Source organism: Mycobacterium sp. 1245499.0 (assembly GCF_001673615.1).
Classification (GTDB): Bacteria; Actinomycetota; Actinomycetes; order Mycobacteriales; family Mycobacteriaceae; genus Mycobacterium; species Mycobacterium europaeum_A.
Genome location: NZ_LZMG01000286.1, coordinates 1 through 26,528, shown reverse-complemented (window position 1 = coordinate 26,528; position 26,528 = coordinate 1). Strand labels below are relative to the sequence as shown.

At 66.3% G+C, this 26,528-nt stretch carries 28 protein-coding genes; 11 read left to right on the top strand and 17 right to left on the bottom strand.

What is annotated here, in order from left to right; genetic code table 11:
• The 4 genes from A5646_RS17070 to A5646_RS17055 all read right to left on the bottom strand — a co-directional run.
• The coding region (locus tag A5646_RS17070; RefSeq protein ID WP_304441922.1) for a GTP-binding protein at window positions 1-559 on the bottom strand (559 nt) is incomplete at its 3' end.
• A 104-nt stretch (window positions 560-663) separates the two neighbouring features.
• On the bottom strand, window positions 664-1,158 hold the full coding sequence (locus A5646_RS17065; protein ID WP_231998348.1) for a methylated-DNA--[protein]-cysteine S-methyltransferase: 495 nt from the start codon (window positions 1,156-1,158) through the stop codon (window positions 664-666).
• 47 nt (window positions 1,159-1,205) lie between these two features.
• Window positions 1,206-1,982 carry an isocitrate lyase/phosphoenolpyruvate mutase family protein gene (locus A5646_RS17060; protein WP_067022881.1) on the bottom strand — a complete coding sequence of 259 codons (777 nt, stop codon included), beginning with the start codon at window positions 1,980-1,982 and terminating at the stop codon, window positions 1,206-1,208.
• 148 nt (window positions 1,983-2,130) lie between these two features.
• Window positions 2,131-3,486, bottom strand: a complete 1,356-nt coding sequence (locus A5646_RS17055) for an aldehyde dehydrogenase (protein ID WP_156765632.1) — start codon at window positions 3,484-3,486, stop codon at window positions 2,131-2,133.
• Between the two features lie 130 nt (window positions 3,487-3,616).
• Here A5646_RS17055 and A5646_RS17050 point away from each other — a divergent pair, with 130 nt between their 5' ends.
• The 6 genes from A5646_RS17050 (at window position 3,617) to A5646_RS17025 (ending at window position 10,400) form a co-directional block, all read left to right on the top strand.
• The gene (locus tag A5646_RS17050) at window positions 3,617-4,246 is read left to right on the top strand and encodes a TetR/AcrR family transcriptional regulator (protein WP_067022877.1); all 630 of its coding nucleotides are present in this window, start codon (window positions 3,617-3,619) and stop codon (window positions 4,244-4,246) included.
• A gap of 40 nt (window positions 4,247-4,286) precedes the next feature.
• Entirely contained in the window at window positions 4,287-4,958 is a 672-nt protein-coding gene (locus A5646_RS17045; protein WP_067022874.1) for an enoyl-CoA hydratase/isomerase family protein, read from the top strand.
• 73 nt (window positions 4,959-5,031) lie between these two features.
• Window positions 5,032-5,958, top strand: a complete 927-nt coding sequence (locus A5646_RS17040; RefSeq protein ID WP_067022871.1) for an alpha/beta hydrolase — start codon at window positions 5,032-5,034, stop codon at window positions 5,956-5,958.
• Window positions 5,959-6,158: 200 nt separating this feature from the next.
• Window positions 6,159-6,767: a TetR family transcriptional regulator gene (locus tag A5646_RS17035; RefSeq protein ID WP_066881838.1), complete on the top strand. Its 609-nt coding sequence runs from the start codon at window positions 6,159-6,161 to the stop codon at window positions 6,765-6,767.
• Window positions 6,768-7,068: 301 nt separating this feature from the next.
• Window positions 7,069-7,503 carry an MmpS family transport accessory protein gene (locus tag A5646_RS17030; RefSeq protein ID WP_276310495.1) on the top strand — a complete coding sequence of 145 codons (435 nt, stop codon included), beginning with the start codon at window positions 7,069-7,071 and terminating at the stop codon, window positions 7,501-7,503.
• Window positions 7,500-10,400: an RND family transporter gene (locus A5646_RS17025; protein ID WP_067022868.1), complete on the top strand. Its 2,901-nt coding sequence runs from the start codon at window positions 7,500-7,502 to the stop codon at window positions 10,398-10,400. Before A5646_RS17030 ends, A5646_RS17025 begins: the two co-directional genes overlap by 4 nt.
• Here A5646_RS17025 and A5646_RS17020 read toward each other — a convergent pair.
• From A5646_RS17020 to A5646_RS17000, 5 genes are all read right to left on the bottom strand, one after another.
• Window positions 10,393-11,175 (bottom strand): SDR family oxidoreductase, encoded by a 783-nt coding sequence (locus tag A5646_RS17020; RefSeq protein WP_067022865.1) that lies wholly within the window; start codon window positions 11,173-11,175, stop codon window positions 10,393-10,395. The genes A5646_RS17025 and A5646_RS17020 overlap by 8 nt on opposite strands.
• Window positions 11,176-11,290: 115 nt before the next feature.
• Window positions 11,291-12,214: a TIGR03564 family F420-dependent LLM class oxidoreductase gene (locus A5646_RS17015; protein ID WP_067022864.1), complete on the bottom strand. Its 924-nt coding sequence runs from the start codon at window positions 12,212-12,214 to the stop codon at window positions 11,291-11,293.
• Between the two features lie 92 nt (window positions 12,215-12,306).
• On the bottom strand, window positions 12,307-13,173 hold the full coding sequence (locus A5646_RS17010) for a hypothetical protein (protein WP_067022861.1): 867 nt from the start codon (window positions 13,171-13,173) through the stop codon (window positions 12,307-12,309).
• Window positions 13,174-13,187: 14 nt separating this feature from the next.
• Entirely contained in the window at window positions 13,188-14,414 is a 1,227-nt protein-coding gene (locus A5646_RS17005) for an acyl-CoA dehydrogenase family protein (protein ID WP_067022859.1), read from the bottom strand.
• An 80-nt stretch (window positions 14,415-14,494) separates the two neighbouring features.
• Window positions 14,495-14,884 carry a DUF1801 domain-containing protein gene (locus A5646_RS17000; protein WP_066862906.1) on the bottom strand — a complete coding sequence of 130 codons (390 nt, stop codon included), beginning with the start codon at window positions 14,882-14,884 and terminating at the stop codon, window positions 14,495-14,497.
• Between the two features lie 128 nt (window positions 14,885-15,012).
• On the opposite strand from A5646_RS17000, the gene A5646_RS16995 reads away from it, so the two are divergent.
• Genes A5646_RS16995 through A5646_RS16985 form a run of 3 tightly spaced genes read left to right on the top strand, consistent with a single transcriptional unit; the run spans window position 15,013 to window position 17,507 of the window.
• Window positions 15,013-15,840, top strand: coding sequence for an acyl-CoA thioesterase II (locus A5646_RS16995; protein WP_067022856.1), 828 nt, complete (start codon window positions 15,013-15,015; stop codon window positions 15,838-15,840).
• 40 nt (window positions 15,841-15,880) lie between these two features.
• Window positions 15,881-16,399, top strand: coding sequence for a nuclear transport factor 2 family protein (locus tag A5646_RS16990; protein ID WP_067022853.1), 519 nt, complete (start codon window positions 15,881-15,883; stop codon window positions 16,397-16,399).
• Between the two features lie 7 nt (window positions 16,400-16,406).
• A complete protein-coding gene (locus A5646_RS16985; RefSeq protein ID WP_067022850.1) occupies window positions 16,407-17,507 on the top strand; it encodes an NAD(P)-dependent oxidoreductase in 1,101 nt (366 codons plus the stop codon).
• A gap of 35 nt (window positions 17,508-17,542) precedes the next feature.
• Here the strand turns inward: A5646_RS16985 and A5646_RS16980 are convergent, their stop codons facing one another.
• Window positions 17,543-18,514: an aldo/keto reductase gene (locus A5646_RS16980; RefSeq protein ID WP_066862894.1), complete on the bottom strand. Its 972-nt coding sequence runs from the start codon at window positions 18,512-18,514 to the stop codon at window positions 17,543-17,545.
• A gap of 92 nt (window positions 18,515-18,606) precedes the next feature.
• Here A5646_RS16980 and A5646_RS16975 point away from each other — a divergent pair, with 92 nt between their 5' ends.
• Window positions 18,607-19,941, top strand: a complete 1,335-nt coding sequence (locus A5646_RS16975; protein WP_067022847.1) for an acyltransferase — start codon at window positions 18,607-18,609, stop codon at window positions 19,939-19,941.
• A 56-nt stretch (window positions 19,942-19,997) separates the two neighbouring features.
• Entirely contained in the window at window positions 19,998-20,864 is an 867-nt protein-coding gene (locus A5646_RS16970) for a pyridoxamine 5'-phosphate oxidase family protein (RefSeq protein WP_067022844.1), read from the top strand.
• Window positions 20,865-20,963: 99 nt separating this feature from the next.
• On the opposite strand, the gene A5646_RS16965 is transcribed toward A5646_RS16970, so the two are convergent.
• From A5646_RS16965 to A5646_RS16935, 7 genes are all read right to left on the bottom strand, one after another.
• Complete coding sequence (locus tag A5646_RS16965) at window positions 20,964-21,851, bottom strand: universal stress protein (protein WP_067022841.1); 888 nt, start codon at window positions 21,849-21,851, stop codon at window positions 20,964-20,966.
• Between the two features lie 100 nt (window positions 21,852-21,951).
• Window positions 21,952-22,866, bottom strand: a complete 915-nt coding sequence (locus A5646_RS16960) for a formate/nitrite transporter family protein (RefSeq protein WP_066862885.1) — start codon at window positions 22,864-22,866, stop codon at window positions 21,952-21,954.
• Window positions 22,863-23,132 (bottom strand): hypothetical protein, encoded by a 270-nt coding sequence (locus A5646_RS16955; protein WP_066862882.1) that lies wholly within the window; start codon window positions 23,130-23,132, stop codon window positions 22,863-22,865. The genes A5646_RS16960 and A5646_RS16955 overlap by 4 nt, the downstream gene beginning before the upstream one ends.
• Complete coding sequence (locus A5646_RS16950; RefSeq protein ID WP_066862879.1) at window positions 23,129-23,755, bottom strand: RNA polymerase sigma factor; 627 nt, start codon at window positions 23,753-23,755, stop codon at window positions 23,129-23,131. Before A5646_RS16950 ends, A5646_RS16955 begins: the two co-directional genes overlap by 4 nt.
• Before the next feature lie 10 nt (window positions 23,756-23,765).
• On the bottom strand, window positions 23,766-24,833 hold the full coding sequence (locus tag A5646_RS16945; RefSeq protein ID WP_066862876.1) for an acyl-CoA dehydrogenase family protein: 1,068 nt from the start codon (window positions 24,831-24,833) through the stop codon (window positions 23,766-23,768).
• 9 nt (window positions 24,834-24,842) lie between these two features.
• On the bottom strand, window positions 24,843-25,367 hold the full coding sequence (locus tag A5646_RS16940; RefSeq protein WP_066862873.1) for an OsmC family protein: 525 nt from the start codon (window positions 25,365-25,367) through the stop codon (window positions 24,843-24,845).
• Between the two features lie 163 nt (window positions 25,368-25,530).
• The coding region (locus A5646_RS16935) for a Dyp-type peroxidase (protein WP_066862869.1) at window positions 25,531-26,528 on the bottom strand (998 nt) is incomplete at its 5' end.

Below are 26,528 nucleotides of genomic sequence, written 5' to 3'. Positions count from 1 at the left end.
CCGTGGTGCCGACGACGGGTACGCGCGGATTGCGTTGTGCCGCCCGCTGTGTGACGCGGTGCAGCACCGTCGACCGCTCATCTTCCGGAACCTGGTCGAGCTTGTTCACCACGATGAGCGACGCCGCGCCGTAGCGCACCGGCGGCAGGGCGCCGCGGTCGACGGTGTCGAAGTGATTCACGGCATCGACGACGTCGACAAGCCCACCCGGCCGGACCCCGCGTATCCCGCTGAAGCCGATGAGCCGCGCGATCGCCACCGGGTCGGCCAGGCCGCTGGCTTCGATGACAATGGCATCGAGGCGCCGGGCGGGGTCGGCGAGCTTGATCAGTGCCTCATCGAGCCCGCCGTCGTCGGGTAAGCAGCAGATACAGCCTCCGGCGATCGAGGCCGGCTCGTCGACCTGACCGGCCACCAGACCGGCGTCGATGTTGATATCGCCGAAGTCGTTGACCACCACTCCGATTCGCGTGCCTCGGTGGCGCAGCAGGTGGTTGAGCAGCGTCGTCTTGCCCGCTCCGAGGTGACCAGTGAGCGCGATGACGGGTATCGCAGCCAAAGGTCTCACCCTCCACATCGAGTCCGGACAGTCGATGCTAACCGCCGCAACATTCACCGTCTGCGTCCGGTTGTGGTGTCGCGCAGCGCAATCTATCGATCGCGCTAGAAAAGCCTGCCGGCGACCACGGGTTCCGGCTCTTCGAGCTCCAGCAGGAACCGCTTGCGCTTCAGCCCGCCCGCATAGCCGGTGAGGGATCCGTCCTTCCCGACGATCCGATGGCACGGCACCACGATGCTGAGCGGGTTGCGCCCGACCACCTGGCCGACTTCGTACGCGGTGGTGCCATCACCTAGCTCCGCGGCCAGCTCACCGTAGGTTTTCGTCTGCCCGTAGGCGACGCCCGACAGCAGATCCCACACGCGTTGCCGCCGGACATCACCCACCACCGCCAGCGGAAGATCGAACTGCGTGCGCTCGCCAACCAGGTATTCGCCCAGCTGGTCGGCCGCGCTGGCTAGAAGTTCATCAGCCGCCGTCTCCACCCGTAGACCCAGTGTGTCGGCGGTGGGCGGATGCCAGTGATGCCGGAAATACACGCCCGCCAGAGCGTCGCCGCTGGCGACGAGTGTCAGCTCACCGAGCGCGCTGTCGATCACCGCGTGCCGTATCGGCATCCGCTCAACCTTCTCAGATTGCGAACCAATCACCTTGTCGCCGAACGCCGCTCGTAGTCGACCAGCCGTGACTGCAGCTCGGCGTAGGGCGTGGACGGCGGCAAGGCGCCTCCGTCACGGACGGCTCGGGCCGCCGTGGCGGCGGCAAACAGCGCCGCACTGTAGGGCATCGAACCGGTGGACACACGCGCCACCCCGAGCTCGCCGAGCTCGCCGAGCGTCATTGCGGGAACCGGCAGTGTGTTGATGGGACGCGGGATATTACGAACGATTTCGGCAAGCTCGGCGCGGTCGTTGGCCAGCGGCACGAAAATGCCGTCGGCGCCGGCCTCGACGTAGAGAAGCGCCCGCTCGATGGTGGTTGCCGTGTCGGCCTGTTGGCCTAGCCAGTACGTGTCGACGCGGGCATTGACGAACACCGCGGGGCTGCGGCGTTTGATGGCCGCCACTTTTGCGGCCGCGAGGGCGGGGTCGATCAGCCGTCCCTCGGTGCTGTCTTCGATGTTGAGTCCGTCGACCGGCAGTCGGGCGACATAGTCGGCAACGGCATCCGGGTCATCGCTGTAGCCGTCTTCGACGTCGACGCTGACGTAACAGCCCAGCGACGCCAGCTCGGCGGCCAGAGCGACGTTGGCCTCGCGGGTGGCGCGCCCCCCGTCGGCGTGACCGCGAGTGGAAGACAACCCAAAACTGGTGGTTCCGATAGCGGTGAAGCCGTCCGCCAGGTAGGCCAATGCCGACGGAACGTCCCAGGCGTTCGGCAGCACAAAAGGTGTGCCGTGGCGATGAAGATCGTGAAAACTCATGGCTTGCCTCCGGATGCTGTCCTCACTTCGGCCAGGTATCGACTCACCGGTCACTGAGTAGACGTTGCACAGCCGACGGATGTGAGGTCCGAATGAATTATTTCGGGAGCCGCTAATCGGCGCGATCGTCTTTCGCGTACGAGCCGGGTCAGCTGCCCGGCGCCGACCAATGCACCACCTTCACGGCGGTCATCTCGTCGAGAAGTTCAGGCCCGAAACCGAATCCAGTTCCGCTGGCGCGCCGCGGTTCCGAGGCCCCGCCCGGGGCACCGCCGAACACGGCGTTGATCTTGACGGTGCCCACCGGAAGGGCGCGCCACGCCTCCTGCGCATGGGCCATGTCGGCGGTCAGTACGGTGGCGGCCAGTCCGTACCGATCATCGGCCGCTTCAGCCAACGCGGCACCGAAATCGGTCACGACGCGCACCGGCGCAATCGGACCAAACGTCTCCTCGCGCATGACCGCCATGTCGGATGTGCAGCCGGTCAGCACGGTCGGCGGATAGAACGAGCCCGGCTCGAGATCCGGTTCACCGCCGACCACCACATGTGCGCCGCGTTGCCTAGCGTCTTCGACGTGGGCATGGACGTGGTCGCGGTGACGTTCGTCGACCAAGGGCCCGATCCGCTCGGCCCAGGAGGTGGCCTCGTCGATCAACGCGTTGACGAACGCGTCGGCGATGGGTTGCACGACGTAAATCCGCTCGACGGACACGCAGATCTGTCCCGCGTTGGCGAAGGCGCCAAGTGCGGCCTGGCTGGCCGCCCACACCGGATCCACGTCCGCGTCGACGATCAACGCATCGTTGCCGCCGTTCTCCAGCAGCGCCTTGGCGCCGCGTTGCGCACATGCCCGTGCAATCTCTCGCCCAGTCACACTGCCGCCGATGTGCGCGACCACGTCGACCAGCTCGGCGGCGGCCAGGTGGGCGCCGACCGCGCCGTCGCCATTGACTATCTGCAAGACGCCTTCGGGTAGCCGCGCGGCCAGAAGCTCGGCGAAGCGCCTACCTGTCTGGGGGCAACGCTCACTTGGCTTGTGCACCACCGTGTTTCCCGTGACCAGGGCCGCGCCGAGAAGGCCGGCGGCCACTGCGATCGGATCGTTCCATGGGGTCAACACGGCCACCACTCCGCGAGGCTGCGGAACCATGAGATCAGTGGCCGTCCATCCACCCTGCAGACTGCGCCCGCGGTGCAACGGCCCGAGCTGCGCGTATTGCAACAGGGTGTCGACTCCGGCGTCTACGCCCCCACGCGCGTCGGCGCGCGACTTTCCCGTCTCCCGCTCGGTGAGTTCGGCCAGCTCATCAGCGGCGTCGCGAACATCGGCCGCCGCCGCCGCGATCGCCCCCGCCCGTTCGGCGGGCGAAGTGCGGGCCCAGGAGTCGGCGGCGTCGGCGGCGCGCCGAATTGCCTCATCGCACTCGGCCGGCCCGGTGACGGGGACCTGCGTGGCGGTGTCGCCGGTCCGGGGGTCCAGAACGCTGATGATCTTCGTCATGGTTGAGGCCACGCCAGTGGATACCCGATCCGCGCCCGACAAACCGGCCCGGCCCGATACGTAGCCTGCACCCGGGGCCGGGAGCGCCCCGGCGCGAGTAACAGAGCACTCGCTCTGTTATTGTGGGCGAATGCCACGCCCCCGCATCCATGATCCCGACGGGGTGCTCGACGCCGTCGAAGAGCTGGTGGCGCGGTCAGGCCCGACCGCGGTGACCATCCGAGCCATCAGTGACGCGGTGGGTGTGTCCAATGGCGCTGTGTACCACACGTTTACGTCTCGGGGCGGATTGATGGGCCACGCTTGGCTGCGGGGGGGTCGGCGCTTCTTGGCGGTGCAGACGTCGCTCGTCGACCAAGCGATGGCCGGTGACGGCCCCGGTGGCCCCATCGATGCCGTGGTGGCCGCCGCCGAAGCGGCGGTGGTGTTCGCCGAGCAGTACCCCGGCTCGTCGACGCTCGTGTTGCGGGTGCGCCGCGAGGATGTGCTCGCCGACGATGTTCCCGACGATGTTGCCGGTGAGCTGCGGCAGCTCGACAAGCTGCTCGTGGCGTTGCTGGTGCGCCTTGCCGTCGCGGTGTGGGACCGCAAGGACGCGGCGGCGGTGGACACGATAACCAGTTGCGTCGTCGATCTGCCCACCGCGCTGCTGTTGCGCCGCGACCGGCTTGGGAGCACCACGACCCGCGCGCACCTACACGCAGCCGTGCGCGCGGTGCTCGCGGTGGGGCCTTCTCCGCCGCGACACCGGCGCGCATGACCGAACTTCCGAGATATCAACGCAACTCAAGGAGACACACATGCCCGTGACATTGGACTACGCCGACAAAATCGCCCTCGTTCGCCTCGGCGAGGACGAAAACCGTTTCTCGCCAACATTTCTGGACGAGATCGATCAAGCGCTCGACCAGGCCGTCGCAGACGGCGCCCAGGCACTGGTCACCACGGCCGGTGCAAAGTTCTACTCCAACGGCCTGGACCTGGACTGGCTGAGCGCCCACGCCGACCAGGGACAGTGGTACATCGGCCGGGTGCACCGGCTGCTGGCACGCATGCTCACCCTGCCCCTGCCGACCGCAGCCGCCGTGGTGGGTCACGCGTTCGGCGCCGGCGCAATGCTGGCCATCGCGCATGACTTTCGCGTGATGCGCGCCGACCGCGGATACTTCTGTTTTCCCGAGGTCGACATCCGCATCCCGTTCAACCCCGGCATGGCCGCGCTCATCCAGGCCAAACTCACTCCTCGCGCCGCGGTCGCCTCGATGACCACCGGCCGACGCTTCAGTGGCCCCGATGCGGAGGAATTCGGCATCGTCGACGCCAGCTGCGCCGACGGCGCGGTCACCGACGCGGCCCTCGACGTGCTGCGACCGCTGCAGGGCAAGGACCCCGGCACGCTGGGGGCGATAAAGCAGACCATGTTCGACCGCGCGGTGCGCGCGCTCACCGATGACCAAGACGGTTCGCATTAACGGCTGCTGGACACCGCACGCGTTCCTGTATGGTCAGCGATGTCTGCCGGCGCAAGGGAACAGAGGGCTTTGGATGGCAAACAGGCTCCCGGACAACGACTTCACCTCCCCTCACGTCCTGGACCCCGGCCTTCGCAAGGTGGCGCGGTTCGTGCCCCGCGGCTACGCCCTGCACCGCGGCCTGAAGGTTCAGCGCGCCGTCATGAACCTGATGGGCAATGCGGGACGCCTGCGCGCCGTGCCCGTCGCCGCGGTCAACCAGCACGTGAGCGTTCGTCTGCATCGTCCGGCCGGCCTTCCCGACCGTGCGGCCGCGCTGCTGTGGATCCACGGCGGCGGCACCATCATGGGTCACGCGGCCCAGGACGATAAATACCTGCGTAAGCTCTCGCAGCGCACCGGATTCGCGATCGCGGCGGTGGAGCACCGGCTGGCCCCGGAACATCCCTACCCGATCCCGGTCGAAGATTGCTATGCGGCGCTGCTGTGGCTGGCCCGTCAGCCATGGGTGGACGCGGATCACGTCGCCATCGGAGGGGCCAGCGCCGGTGGGCATTTTGCGGCCGCGGTGGCTCAGCGGGCGCACGACCGCAATGATGTCCGAGTCGCCTTCCAGATGCTGGTCTACCCGATGCTCGACGATCGCACCGGCGCCAAACGCGACGGCGCCCGGCGCATCATGTGGACCGAATCCGACAATCAACTGGCCTGGAAGTGGTACCTCAACGGGGCCGATCCCGAAGAGGCCGCACCGGCTCGTCGCAAGGATCTGTCCGGGCTGCCGCCCGCCTGGATCGGTGTGGGCACGCTGGACCTCTTCTATCAGGAGAGCCTGGAATACGCGCGGCGCCTGCGCGAGGCGGGAGTGCGGGTGCAGGAGGAGATCGTTCCGGGCGCGTTTCATGCGTTCGATCAACTCGCCGAGAAGGCACCCATCTCGACGAGGTTCTTCGACAGTCAATGCGATTATTTGCGGGGCGCGCTTACGCCGAGCGGATGAGCGCCATCGCTTGGCGCATCGTCCGCAACACCTCATCGAATCATGTTGCAGGTCAGGGTTTTACCTGCCGGGTGACGTCTCGGCCCGGGCCGCAGGGTTGATAAGTCGACCTTTGCTGCGGGCACCCAAGCACCGGTCCACCCGCCCCCGACGTGACACCTTTTGACTGCAAAGTGTGCACAAGGTGCAACTATATGAGTATGGCCAATCCCGTAGGGCTGCGAGAGCGCCGTCGTCGCCAGACGAGCGCCGACATCCGCGACGCCGCGGTGCGCCTCACGTTGGAACGCGGGTTCGACAAGGTCACCGTCGACGAGATCTGCGCCGAAGCCGGAATCGCCACCCGCACCTTTTTCAACTACTTCCCCAACAAAGAATCCGCCCTCGCCTATGGCCCCTCGGACATACCGCCGGAGTTGGTGGCAGATTTCGTCGCCGCCGGCCCCGCCCCCTACTCGGTCGTGCTGGCGGAGCTGATCACCTTGGCCGCCCACCACCTGCGCGACGTGCCCCCGCGGCGCGAGCACGCGGCCCACATGCTCGAACTCGCCAAGACCTCCCCCGCCGTGCTGGCGGCGTTCCTCGCCGACCTGGAGCGTTTTCAAAACCAGTTGACCGACATCATCGTGCGTCGCCAGGCGATGCGACCCGACGACGAGATGGCTGCGCTGATTTCGGCGCTGGCGCTGACCGCGGTACGGTCCGGTATCGAAAAGTGGGCCAGCGGCGAGGCAAATGAAACCGCCGACACGCCGATGCCCTATGTTGAGCGGGCCGCCGCGCTGGTGAACAGCATCTTCACGGAGTGATTTGAAACACCAGTAGCAAATGTTGCATGCACTGCAAGATATGCACATCATGTACTATGCGCTGGTGGCGGTACGCGGGGAGGCTTCAGCAACAAGGCGAGCCGGGTATCGACGCCGGGGACGTCAACCGGTGTGGGTGGGCAGCATTCACCGCGTTTGACGCTCCAGCGCGCGCGAACCGTAGCAATCGACGTAATTCGTTGTTGAGCAATGCGACTTGTGGGCACTCATCTGCCCACGACCTCCGGTCGCGCAAACGCTGATCCACGTCACCACCGCGTGCCGGGGAAGGGTCACCTAGGTGCAGATATCGAGACTTGTGCGCAACGCCTGGTTGCCGCTGTTGATCGTGGCGGTCGTGCTGGTCGGCGGGTTTGCCGTCGTTCGGGTCAAGTCGTTCTTCGGCGCGCACGACACGGGCATCATGACCAGCCCGCGACTCGATGACTCGAAGCCGTTCAAACCCAAGGTAGTCAAGTACGAGGTATTCGGCTCGGCCAGCCAGGCCAACGTGAACTACTTGGACCTGTCCGCCGACCCCAGGCGCGTCGACGGCGCGCCGCTGCCATGGACGCTGGTCTTGAGCACCACCGCGCCCTCGGTCTTTCCGAACCTGTCAGCGCAAAGCGACGGCAACTCCCTCGGTTGCCGCATCACCATCGATGACGAAGTCAAGGACGAGAACCTTACCCACGGCGTGCACGCCCTGACCTTTTGCATGGTGAAATCCGCATGAGCACAACGCTAAACGACGCCCGTACCGACACCATTCCCGTCGTCGACGAACCCGTGCGAGACAAGATCCCCCGGCTCATCCGGACGCTCGCCGTGCCGATCATCTTGGGCTGGATCGCGATCATCGCGGTGCTCAACGTCTCCGTCCCCCAGCTGGAGGAGGTCGGCAAGATGCGCTCGGTGTCGATGGCCCCCGACGACGCGCAGTCGGTGGTCGCGACCAAGCGCATGGGCGCGGTGTTCAACGAGTACAAGTCAAACAGCTCGGTCATGATCGTCCTCGAGGGCCAGAATCCCTTGGGGGCGGATGCGCACGCCTATTACGACTTGATCGTCAAGAAGCTCGACGCCGACACGAAACACGTTGAACACGTCCAGGATATGTGGAGCGATCCACTGACCGGAGCGGGCGCGCAGAGCAACGACGGCAAGGCCGCCTACGTCCAGGTCTACCTCGCCGGTAACCAAGGCGAGGCCTTGGCCAACGAGTCGGTGGAATCCGTCCAAAACATCGTCAAGAGCGTGCCCCCACCCAAAGGGGTGAAGGCCTACGTGACGGGACCCGCAGCACTGTCAGCGGACCAGCACGAGGCCGGCGACCGCAGCATGCAGCTGATCACGGCCGCCACGTTCACCGTGATCATCGGCATGTTGCTGTTGGTCTATCGATCGGTCGTCACCGTTTTGCTCACGCTGGTGATGGTGGTGCTCGAGCTGTCGGCCGCGCGCGGAATGGTCGCGTTCCTGGGCCATTTCAAGCTCATCGGGCTCTCCACGTTCGCCACGAACTTGTTGGTCACCTTGGGGATCGCGGCCGCCACCGACTACGCGATCTTCTTGATAGGCCGCTATCAGGAAGCCCGCGCCATCGGCGAGACCCGCGAAGAGGCGTATTACACCATGTATAAGGGCACCGCCCACGTGGTGCTCGGGTCTGGCTTGACCATCGCCGGCGCTACATTCTGCCTGCACTTCACCAACCTGCCGTATTTCCAGACGCTGGGCATTCCGCTAGCCATCGGCATGGTGGTCGTGGTCGCAGCGGCCCTGACGCTCGGTGCGGCCGTCATCGCCGTGGCCACGCGTTTCGGCAAGACCCTCGAACCCAAACGCACGCAACGGATTCGCGGGTGGCGCAAGATCGGCGCGCTGGTCGTCCGCTGGCCCGGTCCGATCCTGGTGCTGACGATCGGGGTCGCGCTGGTGGGCTTGCTGACCCTGCCGGGCTACCGCACCAACTACAACGACCGCAAATACTTACCGACGGACCTGCCAGCCAACGAGGGCTATGCGGCCGCGGACCGGCACTTCTCGCAGGCGCGGATGAATCCCGAGGTGCTGATGATCGAAAGTGACCACGACCTGCGCAACTCGGCGGATTTCCTGGTGATCGACAAGATCGCCAAGACCATCTTCCGGGTCCCGGGGATCGGGCGCGTGCAGGCGATCACCCGTCCGCAGGGCACGCCGATCGAGCACACATCGATTCCTTTCCAGATCAGCATGCAGGGCGTCAGCCAGCAGATGAACCAGAAGTATCAAGAAGATCAGATGGCCGACATGCTGCACCAGGCCGACATGATGCAGACGACCATTGACAGCATGGAGAAGATGTCGAGCATCACCGCGCAGATGGCCAACGACATGCATGTGATGGTGAAAAAGATGCATGACATGACCATCGACATCAATGAATTGCGCGACCACATGGCCGATTTCGAGGACTTCTTCCGCCCGATCCGCAGCTACCTCTACTGGGAAAAGCACTGCTATGACATCCCCGTCTGCTGGTCGCTTCGCTCGGTCTTCGACGGCCTGGACGGCATCGACACGATGACCGACGACATCCAGAGCCTGCTGCCGATCATGGATCATCTCGACACCCTGATGCCTCAGATGGTGGCGCTGATGCCTTCCATGCTCGAGAACATGAAGGCGATGAAAACGACGATGCTGACTATGTATTCGACCCAGAAGGGGCTACAGGACCAGCAGAAAGAGGCGCAGAAGAACTCCAGTGCCATGGGCAAGGCGTTCGACGCCTCGAAGAACGACGACTCGTTCTACCTGCCCCCGGAGACCTTCAATAACAAAGAGTTCAAGAAGGGCATGAAGAACTTCATCTCCCCCGACGGGCACGCCGTGCGGTTCATCATCAGCCATGACGGCGATCCGATGTCGCCGGAAGGCATTTCGCACATCGGGGCGATCAAGAAGGCAGCCTACGAAGCACTGAAGGGCACTCCGCTGGAGGGCTCCAAGATCTACCTCGCGGGCACCGCGTCGATCTATAAGGATCTCAGCGACGGCAATACCTACGACCTGTTGATCGCCGGGATCGCTTCGCTGTGCCTGATCTTCATCATCATGTTGCTCATCACACGGGGGGTGGTGGCGTCGGCGGTCATCGTGGGAACCGTTTTGCTCTCGCTCGGCGCGTCCTTCGGGCTTTCAGTGCTCATCTGGCAGCACCTCGTCGGCATCGAGCTGCACTGGATGGTGCTGGCGATGTCGGTAATCATCCTGCTGGCCGTGGGCGCCGACTACAACCTGCTGCTGGTCGCGAGGTTCAAGGAAGAGATTCACGCCGGCCTGAACACCGGCATCATCCGGTCGATGGGCGGCACCGGTTCGGTGGTGACGTCGGCGGGGCTGGTGTTCGCCTTCACGATGATGACCATGGCGGTCAGCGAGCTGACGGTCATCGGCCAGGTCGGCACCACGATCGGACTGGGTCTGCTCTTCGACACCTTGATCGTGCGGTCGTTGATGACACCGTCCATCGCCGCGCTGCTGGGCAAGTGGTTCTGGTGGCCGCAACGGGTGCGCCAGCGCCCGGTTCCATCGCCCTGGCCCAAGCCGGCCAAGGACGCCGAATTGGTTACCGCCGCTAGGTGACCCAATCCGGCTGAGCGTCGGTCTCGACGTTGGAGAAGTCCTTGTGGCCCAGGCCGGCGGTGGTCCCGCCGTCCACGACGAACTCCGAGCCCGTGGAGTAGCTGGACTCGTCGCTGGCCAAATAGACAACGAGGTTGGAGACCTCGACGGGCTGGGCCGCCCGGCCCAGCGCGGTCTGGAAGATGTCGTCGGGAACCCAATCGGTCATCGGGGTCTTGATGAGTCCGGGGTGGATTGAGTTGACCCGGATTCCGCTCGGACCCAACTCGAGTGCCGCCGACTTGGTCAAGCCCCGCACGGCGAATTTGGTTGCGGTGTAACCGTGGCAGGCGATGGTGCCGGCCATGCCTTCGATCGAGGAGATGTTGATGATCGATCCGCGGCCCGCTTCCTTCATGGGTTTCACGACGGCGCGGATGCCGAGGAACACGCCCGTCAGATTGATGTCGAGGATCCGCTGCCACTCCGAGAGCGCGTAATCCTCCAGGGTGCCGATGTTGATGATGCCGGCGTTGTTGACCAGCACATCGAGGCGGCCGAACTCGCTCAGCGCGGTGGCCACCGCCGCATCCCAATCATCGGGCTTGGTCACGTCGAGGTGCAGGTAGCGGGCGGAGTCACCGACCTCGGACGCGACCGCCTTGCCCTCGTCGTCGAGGATGTCCCCGAAGACGACCTTGGCTCCCTCGGCGACCAGCGACCGCACGTGCGATGCGCCCATCCCCCGGGCCCCGCCGCTGATCAGGGCGACCTTTCCCGCCAACCGTTCTGCCACTGCGTTTCTCCTCCTCGTGTGGGTTCGCCTAAGCACCATACGTACCGGAGGCTATGTATGGCCATAGCCAAAACGGCGCGGACACACCACAACTAGGCCGGATGAGCCCGTCGGGTCAGGAGTCGTACCCCCGCAGCAGCGCCCGCGTGCGTGCCCGGCCCTCCGGCGACGGATCGAATGCCGCGGCGACGTACTCGTCGACACCCGCGGCACGCAGTTCGTCGAGCCGGCCGCGGACCGTATCCTCGTCGCCGATGATGGCGGCATCCTCCGGCCCCGCGTAGCCCTCGCGGTCGAGCATCGCGCGGTAGGACGGCAGCTGGCCGTAGATGGCGAACTGTTCGGCCGCCTGCTTGCGGGCGGCGTCGACATCGTCGGTGACGCTGACGGGTAGCGACGCCGCGACCCGCGCCTCCCCCTCGCGCCCCCCATCCGCGGCCGCCTGCCGCAGCGTCGGGCCGACATGCTCGGCCAACGTCCTGGGCCCCGTCATCCAGGTGCAGGTGCCCGCCGTGCGCCGCCCGGCGATCTTGAGCAGCTGCGGGCCCAGCGCCGCGATGTACACGTCGGGCCGGGGTGCGCCCGAGATCATCAGCGCGCCGCGGGTGGTCACCGTTTCTCCGGCCGCGGCGGCGGGTTCACCGGCCAGCAGGGGCAACAGGCCGTCGAGGTATTCGTTCAGCCTGCGCACCGGCTTGTCCCACGGGATGCCCCACATCCCCTCGGTGACCGCCTGATGGGTCATGCCGAGCCCGAGCGTGAACCGGCCACCCGAGGCCAAGCTCAGCGTGAGGGCGCGCTGCGCCATGAGCATCGGATGCTGATTCTGAATCGGCACCACACCGCTGGCCACCTCGATCGTGTCGACCTCGTGCAACGCGATAGCCACGACGGTGAGAAGGTCTGGCTCATAAGGCAATTGGCTCATCCACACGCGTTTGAAGCCCTCGTCGCGCAGCATCGCGAGGTTCGCGATCGTCGCGTCGATCGGCGATTGGTCGCCCGATCCGCTCAGTTGGCCGAACATAGAAACCTGCATGATCAACACGCTCCTTCGCGTCTCCGGGAAGGTTATCGCCATCCGCCCGGGCGTTCGCAACCAGCTCTGGGGCCAGGGGCGCCGAACCCGGCTCAGCCGACGATGTCGAAAACCGCCGCGGCGGAGGTGACCGCCTTGTCGGCGTTGCCCTCATCGTGCAGCAGCATGCGCACGCCAACGCGTCCGGATCCACCGGGGTGTGCCGTGCCCTCGACCCGGAAGGGCCCCACCTTGCCGCGGGACATGAACATCACGTGCCAGCTGACCACCTGCAGCTTTGTCGTTCCCGCCACCTCCGCGGCGAGGTCGATCGCCGCGGTCTCGAGAACGACGTGCTGGGGCCCGATGTGCAGCGCGGCGTCCGGCGACGCGAGTTCGGTACTGAGCTCGGGCAGTATCCAGTGGCCGTCGTGCCGCCGGCTGGCGCCGAAGGCCTGCCACAGCGGCGGTAGATCGGGTGAGTCCTCGACCACCAGCTCGGTGCCCGAAACATCCATCCGGTCCAGGCCTTCCGGCGGGATGCCGATGATCGCTCCCTGCCCCTCGTTGAAGGCGATGACCCGGCTGGGGTTGTCGGCGTCGACGATCGTGCAGCGGCCGTAACCCATGGTGCGGCCCTGGTGCACGATGCCCGAGCCGACGATCTCGATCCTGGTGACGTCGTATCCGGGGTCGACGATCTGTACCGACGCAATCACCGGATTGGGAACCGCGACCATGTCGGTCTGGCAGCCCTCCGGGGAGGATATGGCCAACGGCGCCACCATGATTCCGCCGGCGTCGTTGCGCATGTCGCGGCGAATGGCGACGGTGTCATCGGTCTCGCCCAAATTCATCGCCGAGTGTTTGCGACCGATGTAGCGGTAGCTCAGCAGGCCCGTCCAACGCCGGTACAGTTCCTCGCGGTAGGCGTCGGAATCACCCATCAACTCCCGGATGTCACGAAGTTGGCCGCTCAATTCCGTTCTCCTCCCTAGCTTTTGCCGCGCCGCACCTGATTGAACGGCACACCGCGGTCGTCGGCGCGCTCGCGCGGGAAGTTCAGCACCCGCTCGCCGATCACGTTGCGCGCCATCTCGGTGGTACCGCCGCCGATGCTGGCGGTCTGACGGCCCAGATAGCGCGTCCCGATATCGAGCAGCCCGGCGTCGTCGACCACGGCCGCCGGGCCGGCGACGGCCAAGGCGGTATCGGTCTCGACGTCATGCACCTCGGCCATGTAGAGCCGGATGATCGATCCCGCGGCCGGCGGCAGGGATCCGCCGGCGACGGCGTGAAAGACGTGCTCGCTGAGTTGGCCGTGCACGGCCCGGTGCACCAGGGCCCGGCCGATCATCTCATGAAGTCGTTGATTGCCGGCCTGGTCCGTCTTTTCGAGCAGGGAGACCAGGTCGACGGAGACGTCGTGGGCCTCGGCGATTCCCGGCCCACTGGTGTACTCCGAGCCATCACCCATCGTGCGCCGCTCGTGGTACAGCTGGCGCGACGCGACGTCCCACCCTTTGCCCGGTTCTCCGACCACAGCGTCGTCGCCCACGTCGACGTCGTCGAAGAACTCCTCGCAGAATTCGATGGAGCCGTTGACCTGCCGGATGCGGTTGATGGTGACTCCGGGATGCTGCAGCGGCACCAGGAACATCGTCAGTCCGTCGTGTTTGGGAACCTCCCAGTTGGTCCGTGCCAGGCACAGGCCGTAGTCGGCGGCGAAGGCCCAAGTGCTCCAGGTCTTGGCGCCGTTGATGATCCACCGGTCGTTGCGGCGCTCGGCGCGGGTGATGACGCCCGCCAGGTCGGATCCCCCGCTCGGCTCGGACAGCAGCTGCACCAGCACCTCGTCACCGCGCAGGGCGGCCGAAATGTGCTGACGCTTCTGCTCTTCGCTGCCCATATCGAGAATCGTTGCGCAGCAGATGGCGAAGGACGGCACGTTGAGCAGCAGCGGAGTCTCGTAGGCCTGGGATTCGGCGTCGAACGCCTTCTTGTACTCGTAGCTCAGCCCGAGCCCGCCATACTCGCGCGGGAAACAGATCCCGGCGAATCCGCCGTCCCACAGCAGCTTTTGCAGTTCTCGGGCCCGGCGCCACGATGGCAGCTCATCTCGCTCCAGCTGTGCGGCCTTGGCCGGATCGAGTCGGGGCATGTTCGCGGCCAGCCAGGCCCTGGCCCGGCTCCGGAATTCCTCGACCGATTCGGACGTCACCGGATGGCCTCTCATTCGAGCGTCGACCTTGTGCTGGGCGACTGTACAGCAACCGTCACACGGCTGTATAGGTCGGCGTCCTACGAACCGTTCAGCTTCACCGCGGCGCGAATGAGCGCCGTCAACGCCTTCTCGTCGAGCTCGTCGCCCTCGTGGAAATCGATGGCGCGTCTGGTGTTGCCGTCGAGGCTGGAATTGAACAGACCCGCGGGATCCGGCAGCGACGCGCCCTTGGCGAAGGTCATCTTGACGACGTTCTTGTACGTCTCGCCGGTGCAGATCATCCCGTCGTGATACCAGACCGGAACGCCCCGCCACTTCCACTCCTCGACCACTTGCGGGTCGGCTTTTTTGATCAGTTTCCTGATGCGAGCGAGCATTTCGCCGCGCCAATCCCCCAAATCCTTGATCCTGGCGTCGATCAGCTCGGCGGGAGATGCGGCTGCGGCGCCGTCCTTCGGGTTCGCCACCGTGGCCCCTTTCGATGAGGTTGTCGCTTGCCGGACCGTACCTCAACGGATGGTGCTCGCCCGGCCCACCCGGCACGACCCCGTATCCAGCACCAGCTTTGTGCGCAAGTAATCTGCGGTCGATCACTATGACCGACACGCACCCCTTCGACGAAGCCCTCCAGCTCGACCGGATCGGGGCCGACCTCCGGCGCGGCCGCACGCACCCGGAGTGGGCCAACATGGTCGGGCCGTTCGGCGGGATCACGGCCGCCGCCATGCTGCGCGCGGTCGAAACACACCCCGACCGCATCGGGGAACCGCTGGCCCTGACCGTCAACTACGCCGCTCCCATCGCCGACGGCGACTTCGACCTCGCGCTGCGGGCCCCGCGCACCAACCGCACCAATCAGCACTGGATCGTCGAGCTGAGCCAGGACGGCGTGGTCAAGACGACCGCGACCGCGATCTTCGCGATCCGGCGAGAGAGTTGGGCCGACACCGAGAGCCGCCCGCCGAGCGTGCCGCCACCCGAACAGTTACCCGCCGTCGATCCGGGCCTCGTCCGATGGACCGGCCTCTACGACATGCGCTACGTCGAAGGCGCGATGCCCGGCAAAGGCGGGGACGCCAGCCCCTCGTCGACCTCGACCCTGTGGGTGCGCGACGGCGCGGGACGCCCGGTCGACTACCCGGCGCTCGCCGCGCTGTGCGACATCTTCTACCCGCGGGTGTTCCTGCGCCGCGGCGGCTTCGTCCCGTCCGGGACCATCTCGTTGACGACGTATTTCCACGCCGATCAGCCCCAACTCGACGCCGTCAAGGGCGACTTCCTGCTGGCCACCGCTCACGCCAACCGTTTTTCACGCGGATATTTCGACCAGAGCGCGCACGTGTGGACCGCCGACGGCGGGCTGCTGGCGACCACCCATCAGATCGTCTACTTCAAGGCTGACGGGCTTACACTTCGGCAGTGAAACGTCACGCGTCGGCACTTGTGGAAGGGATCGAGCGGCTATGACAGAGCGCGCGCAGGGCCTGATCGCCGAGACGCTGCCGGCGATCGAGTCCATCAAGCAGCTCAAAGCGCGCTACTGCCGCTACCTGGACACCAAGGACTGGGCGGCGTGGCGGACGATTTTCGCCGACGACTTCGTCAGCGACACCTCCGAAGCCGGTGGCAAGCTGATCGCGGGCGCCGACGAGTTCGTGGCGTTCACCCGCCGGGCCCTCGGCCGCCCGACACAGCCCACGGCTCACCAGGTGCACACCCCCGAAATCGAGCTCACCTCGGCCACGACCGCACGTGGAATCTGGGCGCTGCAGGACGTCGTCCGATTCGGGCCCGGGGTAACCTTGGTCGGCTACGGCCACTACCACGAAACCTATGAGATCATCGCCGGCCAGTGGCTTATCAAGAGCTCCAAGCTAACTCGACTCCGCGAGGACATCGTGACGCCGTTCTTCTCGATCTACGTCTCCCCTCGACTCCGCACGGCGATCGGCAAGCTCGCCGAACGGCTGATGGATCGGTGACGCGCCCATGACCGTCGACACCGTTTTGGTCACCGGCGCCTTCGGGCAAGTCGGTAAGCGTTGCACGCAAATCCTGCTCGATCGCGGCCGAACCGTGGTCGCGATGGATCTGCGCAACGACAACACGGTCGCCGTCGAAAAAGAACTCGCGGCCGGCGCGCACCCGGGGACGTTGATACCCGCGTACACCGACCTGCTGGATGCCGAGGCCGTCAACGCTCTCCTCGCGACTCATGAGCCCGGCGCCGTCGTTCACCTGGCCGCTATCGTGTCCCCGCCGTCCTACCGCAATCCCGGATTGGCCCGCCGCGTCAATGTCGGTGGCACCGAGAACCTGTTGAACGCCTGCGCCGCGCTCCCACGCCCGCCGCTGTTCCTCATGGCGTCCAGCGCCGCGGTGTATGGATCTCGCAACCCCTACCGTCAGCCGGAGCGGATCACGCCGGACACGCCGGTGAACCCCGTCGACCAATACGGGCAGGACAAAGTCCTTGCCGAGGCGGCGATCCGTGGCAGCGGCCTGCCGTATGCGCTCTACCGACTTGCCGGCGTCATCTCGCCGGACACGCAGGCCGGTATCAACGGCGACTACCTCACCCTGATGCGTTCGATGCCCAGCGACAACCGGATTCATGCGGTGGATGCGCGTGACGTGGCGCTGGCATTCGCCAACGGCGTCGACCGCAAGGACTCCATCTCCGGCAAGGCCCTGCTCATCGGCGGCAACGAAACGTATGTGCTGCTCCAGCACGGCCTCCAGGACGACCTGATGCGCGCGGCCGGCCTGGGACCGCTCGGCCCCTCGGCCGGCCTGCCGGGCGACCCGGCCGACGACCGCGGCTGGAGCTTCACCGGCTGGTACGACACCACCGAAGCGCAAGCGCTGCTGGACTTTCAAGAGCACGACTGGAACCAGACACTGGCGTGGCTGGCCGAATCGCAGGGCCACCTGCGGATCGTGCTGCGACTGCTTGGCCCGGTGCTACGCCCGGTGCTGCGGGCCGTTTTGATTGTGCAGCGCCGGCTGGAGGGACGCGGCCCCTACGCCGACCCGTGGTCACTGATCGAAAAAACCTACGGCCCAGCGGCATTGGCCAGCGTCGACTAACGCGACGCGCACCGGGCGGCGGCTACGGGGCGCCGCTAGCGATCGATCCACGCCATTTGCGCCTCGGCGTGATGGCCCCCTGCGGGCGGGGTGAGCCGATCGAGCCTGGCCAGTTGATCGGCGGTGAGCTCGATCGCGTCGGCGCCGACATTCTCTTCCAGACGCGTAACCCGCTTGGTGCCCGGAATGGGCACGATATCAGGGCCTTTCGCCAACAACCATGCTAAGGCGACCTGAGCCGGCGTGGCGCCGACGTCCGCGCTGATATCGCGCACCTCGTCGGCGCAGCGCAGGTTGTGCTGAAAGTTTTCGTCGAAGAACCGCGGGTTGGTCTTGCGGTAGTCGGTCTCGGGCAGCTCGTGCGTGGAACGGATTGCGCCGGTGAGAAAGCCACGGCCCAGGGGCGAGTAGGCGACGAACCCGATGCCCAATTCGCGCAGCACCGGCAAGATCTCGTCCTCTTGATCGCGGGTCCACAGCGAGTACTCCGACTGCACCGCCGTGATCGGGTGCACCGCGTGCGCGCGACGAATGTTATCCACCCCGACTTCCGACAGGCCGATGTGGCGGACCTTCCCGGCGGCGACCAGCTCGGCCAGCGCGCCGACGGTCTCTTCGATCGGCGTCTGGCGGTCGAGGCGGTGCTGGTAGTACAGGTCGATGCGATCGGTCGCCAACCGTCGCAGCGAACCGTCCACGGCGATACGGATGTTGGCGGGGCTGCTGTCCAGGCCCTCGCGACCGGTGTGCGAGATCAGACCGAATTTGGTTGCCAGCACCACCTGATCGCGCCGTCCCCGCAGCGCGCGGGCTAGCAGTTCCTCGTTGACGTACGGGCCGTAGACCTCGGCCGTGTCGATCAGCGTCACACCAAGGTCGATGGCGCGATGCACGGTGCGGACCGATTCCGCATCGTCGAATCCGCCGACCGCGTAGGCCACCGACATGCCCATCGCACCCAGGCCGAGGCGACCGACCTGCAACCCGCCGAGTTGAGCCTGTTTCATGGGATGTCTCCTGTTCTGCGGCTGCGCCAGACCCCGCTGGGGGCCGGACGGTACCGTGGCGCTGTGTACCGCGTCGAGCTTCCCCCGATCTGATGGGCCACGCAAACACGACGCGGCCGCCGCGCAATCTGGCGGTCGACTACTACCGCGTGTCCGGCGTGGTGCTCATCGTGCTGGGACACTGGCTGGCCGGGTCGGTCACCTATCACGATGGCCAGTTCGGCCGGCAGAACCCGCTCGTCGACCTGCCCTGGACCCAGTGGCTGACCTGGCCCTTCCAGGCCGTCCCGGCATTCTTCCTGGTTGCCGGTTATGCCGGCGCCGTGTCCTGGACGCACCGCCACGACGCTGAGGGACTTTCGCGGCGGACCTGGATACAGCACCGGCTGGCGCGAGTCCTCGGACCGACCGCGGTGTACATGGCGCTGGTGTCGGTGGTGGTCGTTGCCCTGGGTTTCTGCGGCGTGGCGGGCTCGGTGCTCGAGTACGCCGGCTGGGCGGTGGCCATGCACCTGTGGTTCCTGGCTGTGTACCTGGTTGTCGTGTCGCTGACGCCGATTGCCATTGCCGCACAACGTCGTTGGGGCCTGCTGGTACCGGCCGCACTCGTCTTGGCGGTCGCGGCGGTGGATGTCGCCCGGCTCACCGGCCATGTGCCGTACCTGAATTGGGTGAACTACCTGTTGGGCTGGGGCACCCTGTATCAGGTCGGGATCGCTTGGCACGGCGGGTCATTGGCCGGCCGCAGACCCGCTCTGCTGGCGGCCGTCTCGTCGGTGGCCCTGGCGTTGCTGGTGTGGCGCAAGGTTTATCCGGTCAGCATGATCGGTGTCCCCGGGCAGACCATCGACAACACGACGCCTCCGACCGTGGCGCTGTTGGCGTTCGGCTGCGCCCAAACGGGGCTTGCGATGGCACTGACGCCCGCGCTGAACCGTGCGCTGCGCGCCATACGTGTCGAGCGCGTCCTGTCCGTCGCCAACAACAACATCATGGCGCTTTACCTGTGGCACATGATCCCGGTCGTGATCGTCGCGATCGTCGGCTACCCGGCCGGACTCTTGCCGCAGCCGCCCGAGGGTAGCGCGCACTGGTGGCTGGCCCGGCTGGAATGGGTGGTCATCTTGTGCCTCGTGACGGCGGTCGAAATGATGATGTTGTGGTGGGCCCGAAGGCTTTTCGCGGCTCCCTTACCGCTGCTCGGGGTACCGCTAACCGAACGCTGGACCGAACCGGTGATGCTGGCCGGCGCCGCGGCGGCGGCCTACGCCGTGTCCCTGATCGCCGCCGCGGGCTTCGCCCCCGACGGACACTTTCCGTGGCTGACCGCGGCGATCTTCGGCGCCGGAGCGCTGCTGGCGGCATTGCGACCCGCAACCCGGTCCGCGCCCCATGTGCGAGACGTGGAGCGGGACCGCAAGGCCTGACCGAGGGCGCCCGTACCGCCAGGAAGCTTTGCCCCGGTGCCGTTGTTACGACGGATATGGCCGCGACGGGATTCCACGAGGGCGAACTCGCGACGCAGCGCCGAGCGGGTGTCGAAGCCGAGGCCGGGCGGCTCGAGAGCATGCTTGACTCGTCGGATCTGTCTGACGGCGCCGCACGCTTCCTGGCGTCGCAGGGGTTCGCCGCGCTGACCGGACGCGACCACGACGGCGTCCTCTGGGTCTCGCCGCTGGCCGCGCCACCGGGATTTCTCCGCGGGCAAGCAGGTGTCTTGCATGTGTCGTCCGCTCCCCGCGACGGCGATCCCCTGCACGAGATCCGGGCCGGTCAACAAGTCGGGCTGATCGCCATCGACTTCGCCACCCGCCGCAGGCTACGAATAAACGGCGAACTTGTCGGTGCCGACCACGCCAGCATGACCCTGCGCATCGACCAGTCGTATGGCAATTGCCCCAAATACATTCACCGCCGCGCGATCGACGTGGCCGGTCTGGCTACCCCTTCGAAACACCCCCGCCGCGCAACGCTTCTCGGTCCCGCGGATCAAGCAATGATTGCAAGGTCCGACACGTTCTTCCTGGGCACCACCCATCCCACCCGCGGCAGCGATGCGTCACACCGAGGCGGCCCACCCGGATTCGTCCGAATCGACTCCCCGAACCGGCTGTGGTGGCCGGATTTCCCGGGAAACAATATGTTCAACAGCTACGGCAATCTGGCTGTCGACGACGAAGCCGCCTTGCTGTTCCTCGATTTCGACACCGGCGCCGCTCTGCATGTCAGCGGGACCGCACGGGTGCGGTGGACCACTCCCGGCGCGGCCGGTGACGACGGTGCCGTGGGAAGGAATGTCGCCTTCTCGGTCCGCGCCGTGGCAACGGTGGCCGGTCTGGCGAATCGGTAAATGACGCCCGTGACATGGTTTGTGCCACAACTTGACCGGTCGTCGGATCGCAACACCTAGGCACCGCCAGATGCGCTGTCGGGCGACGGAGGCGACGGTTTATGCGGCGGACGGTCGGGCGACGATGACGGGCACCCGGGCCGCGTGCAGGACGGCGTTGCTGACCGAACCCAACAGCAGCCCGCTCAGGCTGCCCCGCCCGTGGCTGCCGACGACCACAAGCTGTGCGGTCTCTGACTTGTCAATGAGGTGCCGCGCGGCCCGGTCTTGAGCGATGAGTCGGTGAACCGTCACATCGGGATAGCGTTCTTGCCAGCCCGCCAGGCTCTCGGCAAGGGTGCGTTCCGCTTCGCCTTCGACGGCCGGCCAATCGATTTCGAAGACGTCGACCACCGCGGCGTCGCTCCATGCGTGAATGGCCACCAGATCCACACCGCGACGAGACGCCTCGTCGAACGCGATTTCCGTCGCGAGTTCGGAAGCCGGTGAGCCGTCGGTGCCCAGCAGGACGGGGGCATTCCGCGGATCAGGCAGTTCTTCGTCCCGCACGACCGCGACCGGACAGTTCGCGTGCCGCACCACGGTCGAGCTCACCGACCCCAGCAGGCCACAGGCCAGTAAGCCTCGGCCCGAGCTGCCCATGACGATCATCTCCGCCGTATCGGACATCTTCAGCAGGGCCGGCGCCGGGGCGGCGTAGACCAGTTTCCTGCCGATGGGCACCGCGCGGTCGGCCGGCATCGCGTCTTCGGCGACTTTTGTCGCGTGCATGATCGCCTTCTTGCCTTCGTCTTCCAGGCTCGTGACGAGGGACTCGGGGTACGGAACCGGCGGGAAGGTTGCGGTGGGAGTCGACACGGCGTGCACGACGGTCAAGGGGATGTTACGCATCGCCGCCTCCCGGGCCGCCCAGCCCGCGGCGACGGTTGAGGCCGGCGAGCCGTCGACCGCGACGACGATACCGAGTTCTTTGACGGGTACGGACATAACGTTCTCCCTCCATCTGCACAAACGCTATCCGAGGAGGGGCGTCTTAATCGTGAGGCTTTAGTCCTCAACCGTCGGGCCGGAGGTCTCTCGTCACCGGCTAGACCTTGCGCCGCTGCAGCTGCGCGATGATCCAGAACGGCAACGCCACGAATACCGTGCCGCCGATGAGATTACCCACGGTGGTGATCCCGATGTTGGTGAGCAGCCCGTGCGGGCCGAAGCCCCAGCCGATCGCGCCGCGCGGCGCGACCGGGTGAAAGAGGTTGAGCAGCAAGGGAAGACCCAGGAATCCGACATTGGCGATCACGTGCTGGGTGCCGCCGATGACGAACGCGAACGGCCCGTAGAACGCGAACGCCATCCGTGCGACGTCGCTGCGGGCCTTAAAGAACATGCACATCGAGGTCTGCAGGAACCACGTGCACACCACGGCCAGCAGCAGAGCCGTCCAAAAGGGCTGGCCCGCCTTCAGCGTGCCGACGGTGGCCGCTCGTTCGGCGAACGCGCCGAGGTAAGGCCCGCCCGCCGCGGCGCACACCGTGACGAACACCAGCGCGCCGACGATGTTGCCGATGAGTCCGACGGTCACCAACGCGACATAGCCGCGCAGGCTCAGCGTGCGCTTGAGCACGGCGAGAAAGCCCGCGGCCATGTCCGCGGTGATCAGCGACATGCCCGACACCAGGATCAAGACGAAGGACATGCCGAAGGCCAGCCCCATCAAAAGGCTTGCCACACCGGGTGTTTTGACGCCGGTGCTCACCACCAGGGCCAGCAGCGCTCCGAAGGCCACCATCACACCGCCCACCAGCGAGCGCATCAGGAATGCCCAGGGATGCGCGGCTTTTTCCACTGCCATGGCCGCGACCCGATCCACCATGGCGCCCACCGACAGTGGCTCGAACGGATCCTCGGGCACGGCGTCGGCCCGGACGCCAGAGGGCAACACGGTCACGTTGTCCGCAACCACAGCATCGCTTCGAAGCTGCGGCGCTTCAGCGTTGATCGTCATCGGGGTTCGCCTTTCCTAAAGGTGTTGATCGCGTTGATGACACCGGCAATGTGATCCTCGCTGAGCTGCTCGCCGTCGAAGACGTGGCTGAGCAGGATCTTGAGGTCGAGCATCTGTTGCAGATAAACCAGGCACGGTGGGCATTCGTCGAGGTGTTTGGCCACGATCGGTCCCCACTGCTGGGGGTCGGAGTCGACGAGATCGTCGACGAGGCGGACGAAGTCGACGCAATCGATGGCGGGGACTGCGTTGTCATGAACGGTCATCGCTGATACCGCTTTTCCAATTCGGCTCTGAGATTTCCCCGGGCGCGGTAAAGCAGTGCCCGCTGCGCCTCGGCGGTCAGTTCGAGAAGCGCGGCCGCCTCGTCGGCTGATGTTCCGACGATGTCGCGCAGGATGACCAGCTGCCGTTGGCGTTCGGGCAACGCATCCAGTGCCGACCGCACGTAGCCGAGCAGTTCGCTCTCGACGGTCCGGTCTTCGGGGAGAAAGCGGCGCGACGGCGGGAGGCTCCAGTGGCCGGCGTCGGGGTGACCGGCGGGATGCATGCGACCCGACAGCGGGTCGTCGCCTTCGCCGTCGGCGGCCAGCACCTCGTGGTGGCGGATCCGCGATTCCCTGCGCCGGTGCCGGGAGGCGGTGTGTTTGACGATCCCGAACAACCAGGTGCTCACCGACGAACGCCCCTGAAACGAGTCCGAGGACTGCAGCACCTGTACCCACGCCTCCTGCACGGCTTCTTCGGCGACCGTTGCCGAATCCACCATGGTGCGAGCGAAATTCACCATGGGCCGGTGAAAGTCGCGCACCAAGCTGGCCAGCGGAACCCCGCCGACCAGGTATTCGGACTCGGTGCCCTCCGGCGGCACCGCCACCGGAGTCACCATCGACCCGCGCTCAGACGCATCTGGCCAGTTCCCAGCGCAGCTGGCCTTCGGACGGCGACTGGACGGGGATGAACGCCGCCTCGCGATAGCGCCGGCTTGCCGGTGTTCGGCTCGCGTAGCCTTTGCCGCCGGCGGTCCGCACCTCCAAGTCGGCGCTGGCGCTGGACAATTCGGCGGCGGCGAGGCGCAGCGACAGCAACTCCTTCTTGGTGGGCGGCTCGGCCCCTCCGACGGCCGCGGCCAGCTTCGCCAGGGTGGCCTCGGCGGTAACCAGCTGGTCCGCGACGCGGTCGACGTCGTCGCTGAACACGGCGTTGACACCGCCGAGTCCCAGGCGAGCCTGGTCCAGGGCGGTCCGGGTCAGGCCCAGGCACATCGCGGATTGCAGGACAAGGAATGTCGGGCGCACCGACTGCAGGAAGCCCTCGAAGTCGCGCGAGAGCACCTGGCCGGCAGGAACGTGCGCGCCGTCCAGGTTCAGGTACGACGAGGCGGTACTGCCCATGGCCAGCAGATCGAAATGCTCACCCACGTTCACCCCGGGCGTGTTCAGCGGCAGCGCGACGATGAGCTTCTCGCCGGTATCGGTGCGCACCGCGGTCACCATCGTGGAGTCGGGATACAGGTTGCTGGCCCACCTGATCGGACCGGAGACCCGGTAACCGCCGGCCACGGATGTGGCGGTCAACTCCACGCTGCCGCAGCCCGCCGCCTCCTTGAACGCCGCGGCCATGCCGGTGACGCCCGGCACCGCTCCCGCTAGGAGCGGCTCGACCGCCGCACTGCTGAATTCGGTTGCGGCGGTGAGCAGATACTCGACCGTCATGCGATGCGCCCACAACGAGAACCCCGTGCTCATGCAGGCCCCGGAAACCGATCGGATCACCTCGGCCATCACCGGAAGCCGGCCGTCGACGTTGCCCGGGGCGCCAATGCCCAGCAGGCCCGCCTCCCCCAGCGCGGCGAAGCTGCGACGGGAGTGGCCCTCGCCGCGGTCCAACGCCGCGGCGTGCCCCCGAATGTCTTCCAGCAGCTCGACATCCAACTGGCCGGCCGCTGTGTCCGTGGTCGTCATCATGTCGCGTGCTTATCCGGTGATCAGAGTCGAGTCGACGGTGACCGGGTTGCGAAACGTGTTCACCACCGGCGACCAGGCGATGGCGTTGTCGTGGATCTCTTTCAGCGTGGCTTCGTCGGCGTCACCGGCCAGGCTCACCGTGCAGCGGACGGCGCTGAACCCCAGGTATTTGCCCTCCGGGGTGTCCCCCACGCCCCACACCGCGGAAATGTCGATGTCGCCTTGCATCTCGACCTCGATCTTGGTCAGCGTCACCCCGCGGTGCGTCGCGTTGGCCAGCAGGCCCACCGAGACGCACGAACCCAGCGCGGCCAACGCGGTCTCCGAGGGATTGGGCGCCGAGTCGTCGCCGAGCAGCGCGGGCGGCTCGCCCACCAGCATCGGCGCCAGGTCCCGGACGTAGGTCATGTTGCGAAAGCCCGCTTCGCACACGGTCTTGGCTTTGAGCGTCTTCCTGCCCGTCTCGGGATTGCTTTTGGCGTTACACGACAGCCGGTCCAGGCCTTCGGCGTCGATGACGAGCGCGTCGGTCATGTGACTTCTCCGTTTCTCGCTGATTGTGCGGGTTCACGGAGTTAGTGCGCGCCGGGCCCCGATGCGTGACGGCGGGTGCGATTGATTTACCGGTCCGACACGAAACGTCACGGGGGTGAAACGTGGCGACCCGGCCGGGCCGTCGGCGGCCGACGAGATTTGCTCAGCTGAACAGGTTTTGCCCGATGTAGTGGCCTTCAGCGGGCGCCGGCGGCACCGCGAAGATAGCTGATCCGATGTGGCGGATGTATTCGTTGAGCAGGTCGTGGGCACCCAGGCGGTTCTGCAGACGAATAAAATCTTGGGGATCTTTTTGATACGAGACGAACAGCAGACCGGCGTTGAGTTGGCCGTTGGCGTCCAGGCCGTCGGTGTAGTTGTACGACCGCCGGCGGATCATGATGCCGTCATTGTTTTCCCGGGCGGCAAGGCCGACGTGGGACATCGGATCGATGAGGGGGTTGCCGTCGGCGCCCTTGGCGGCGAAGTCCGGTGTATCGAACTCGTGCTTGCCGCTCAGCGGCGCCCCTTCTTCTTTGGTGCGCCCGAAGATCCTCTGCTGATTGCCGATCCGGTCGACGTCCCACGTCTCCATCAACATCCGGATCTTGCGGACGACTTGGTAGGTCCCCCCGTTCATCCAGGGCTGGTCGCTGTTGGTGACCCAGACAAACTTGTCGTATTCGGCGTCGGTGGCGATGTTGCGGGTTCCGTCCTTGAATCCCAACAGGTTTCGTGGCGTGTGCTGGCCGGGTCCGGCGGAGGCCCGACCGAACCCGAGCACCGCCCAGAACGGCGAGACGATGTTGCGGCCGAGGCGGGCCAGGTTGCGCACCGCGTGGTAGCAGACCTGGGGATCGTCGGCGCACGCCTGCACGGACAGGTCGCCGCCGTGCAGGCGCGGATCCAGGTTGTCGCCGTTCAGCGGCGGCAGGTCGGTGAACACGGCAGGTCGCCGGGCGGCCAGTCCGAATCGATCACCGAACAGTGACGGGCCCAGCCCGATCGTGACGGTGAGGCTGGCCGGGCTCAGCCCGTAGGCCTCCCCGGTGTCGACGGGAGGCTGCACGTCGACACCGGGCTGCACCGTCCCGACCGGCTTGCCCTGCTGCAGGATCGCGGCGGCGGCCGACCAGCGCGCCAAGAGGGTCTGCAGGTCGG

Excerpts from the sequence above, each read along its gene's own strand:
- A5646_RS17060 (WP_067022881.1), bottom strand. The coding sequence starts at position 1,982 with ATGAGTTTTCACGATCTTCATCGCCACGGCACACCTTTTGTGCTGCCG.
- A5646_RS17055 (WP_156765632.1), bottom strand. The coding sequence starts at position 3,486 with ATGACGAAGATCATCAGCGTTCTGGACCCCCGGACCGGCGACACCGCC.
- A5646_RS17050 (WP_067022877.1), top strand. The coding sequence starts at position 3,617 with ATGCCACGCCCCCGCATCCATGATCCCGACGGGGTGCTCGACGCCGTC.
- A5646_RS17045 (WP_067022874.1), top strand. The coding sequence starts at position 4,287 with ATGCCCGTGACATTGGACTACGCCGACAAAATCGCCCTCGTTCGCCTC.
- A5646_RS17040 (WP_067022871.1), top strand. The coding sequence starts at position 5,032 with ATGGCAAACAGGCTCCCGGACAACGACTTCACCTCCCCTCACGTCCTG.
- A5646_RS17035 (WP_066881838.1), top strand. The coding sequence starts at position 6,159 with ATGGCCAATCCCGTAGGGCTGCGAGAGCGCCGTCGTCGCCAGACGAGC.
- A5646_RS17025 (WP_067022868.1), top strand. The coding sequence starts at position 7,500 with ATGAGCACAACGCTAAACGACGCCCGTACCGACACCATTCCCGTCGTC.
- A5646_RS17015 (WP_067022864.1), bottom strand. The coding sequence starts at position 12,214 with ATGCAGGTTTCTATGTTCGGCCAACTGAGCGGATCGGGCGACCAATCG.
- A5646_RS16995 (WP_067022856.1), top strand. The coding sequence starts at position 15,013 with ATGACCGACACGCACCCCTTCGACGAAGCCCTCCAGCTCGACCGGATC.
- A5646_RS16990 (WP_067022853.1), top strand. The coding sequence starts at position 15,881 with ATGACAGAGCGCGCGCAGGGCCTGATCGCCGAGACGCTGCCGGCGATC.
- A5646_RS16985 (WP_067022850.1), top strand. The coding sequence starts at position 16,407 with ATGACCGTCGACACCGTTTTGGTCACCGGCGCCTTCGGGCAAGTCGGT.
- A5646_RS16980 (WP_066862894.1), bottom strand. The coding sequence starts at position 18,514 with ATGAAACAGGCTCAACTCGGCGGGTTGCAGGTCGGTCGCCTCGGCCTG.
- A5646_RS16975 (WP_067022847.1), top strand. The coding sequence starts at position 18,607 with ATGGGCCACGCAAACACGACGCGGCCGCCGCGCAATCTGGCGGTCGAC.
- A5646_RS16970 (WP_067022844.1), top strand. The coding sequence starts at position 19,998 with ATGGCCGCGACGGGATTCCACGAGGGCGAACTCGCGACGCAGCGCCGA.
- A5646_RS16965 (WP_067022841.1), bottom strand. The coding sequence starts at position 21,851 with ATGTCCGTACCCGTCAAAGAACTCGGTATCGTCGTCGCGGTCGACGGC.
- A5646_RS16960 (WP_066862885.1), bottom strand. The coding sequence starts at position 22,866 with ATGACGATCAACGCTGAAGCGCCGCAGCTTCGAAGCGATGCTGTGGTT.
- A5646_RS16955 (WP_066862882.1), bottom strand. The coding sequence starts at position 23,132 with ATGACCGTTCATGACAACGCAGTCCCCGCCATCGATTGCGTCGACTTC.
- A5646_RS16950 (WP_066862879.1), bottom strand. The coding sequence starts at position 23,755 with ATGGTGACTCCGGTGGCGGTGCCGCCGGAGGGCACCGAGTCCGAATAC.
- A5646_RS16945 (WP_066862876.1), bottom strand. The coding sequence starts at position 24,833 with ATGATGACGACCACGGACACAGCGGCCGGCCAGTTGGATGTCGAGCTG.
- A5646_RS16940 (WP_066862873.1), bottom strand. The coding sequence starts at position 25,367 with ATGACCGACGCGCTCGTCATCGACGCCGAAGGCCTGGACCGGCTGTCG.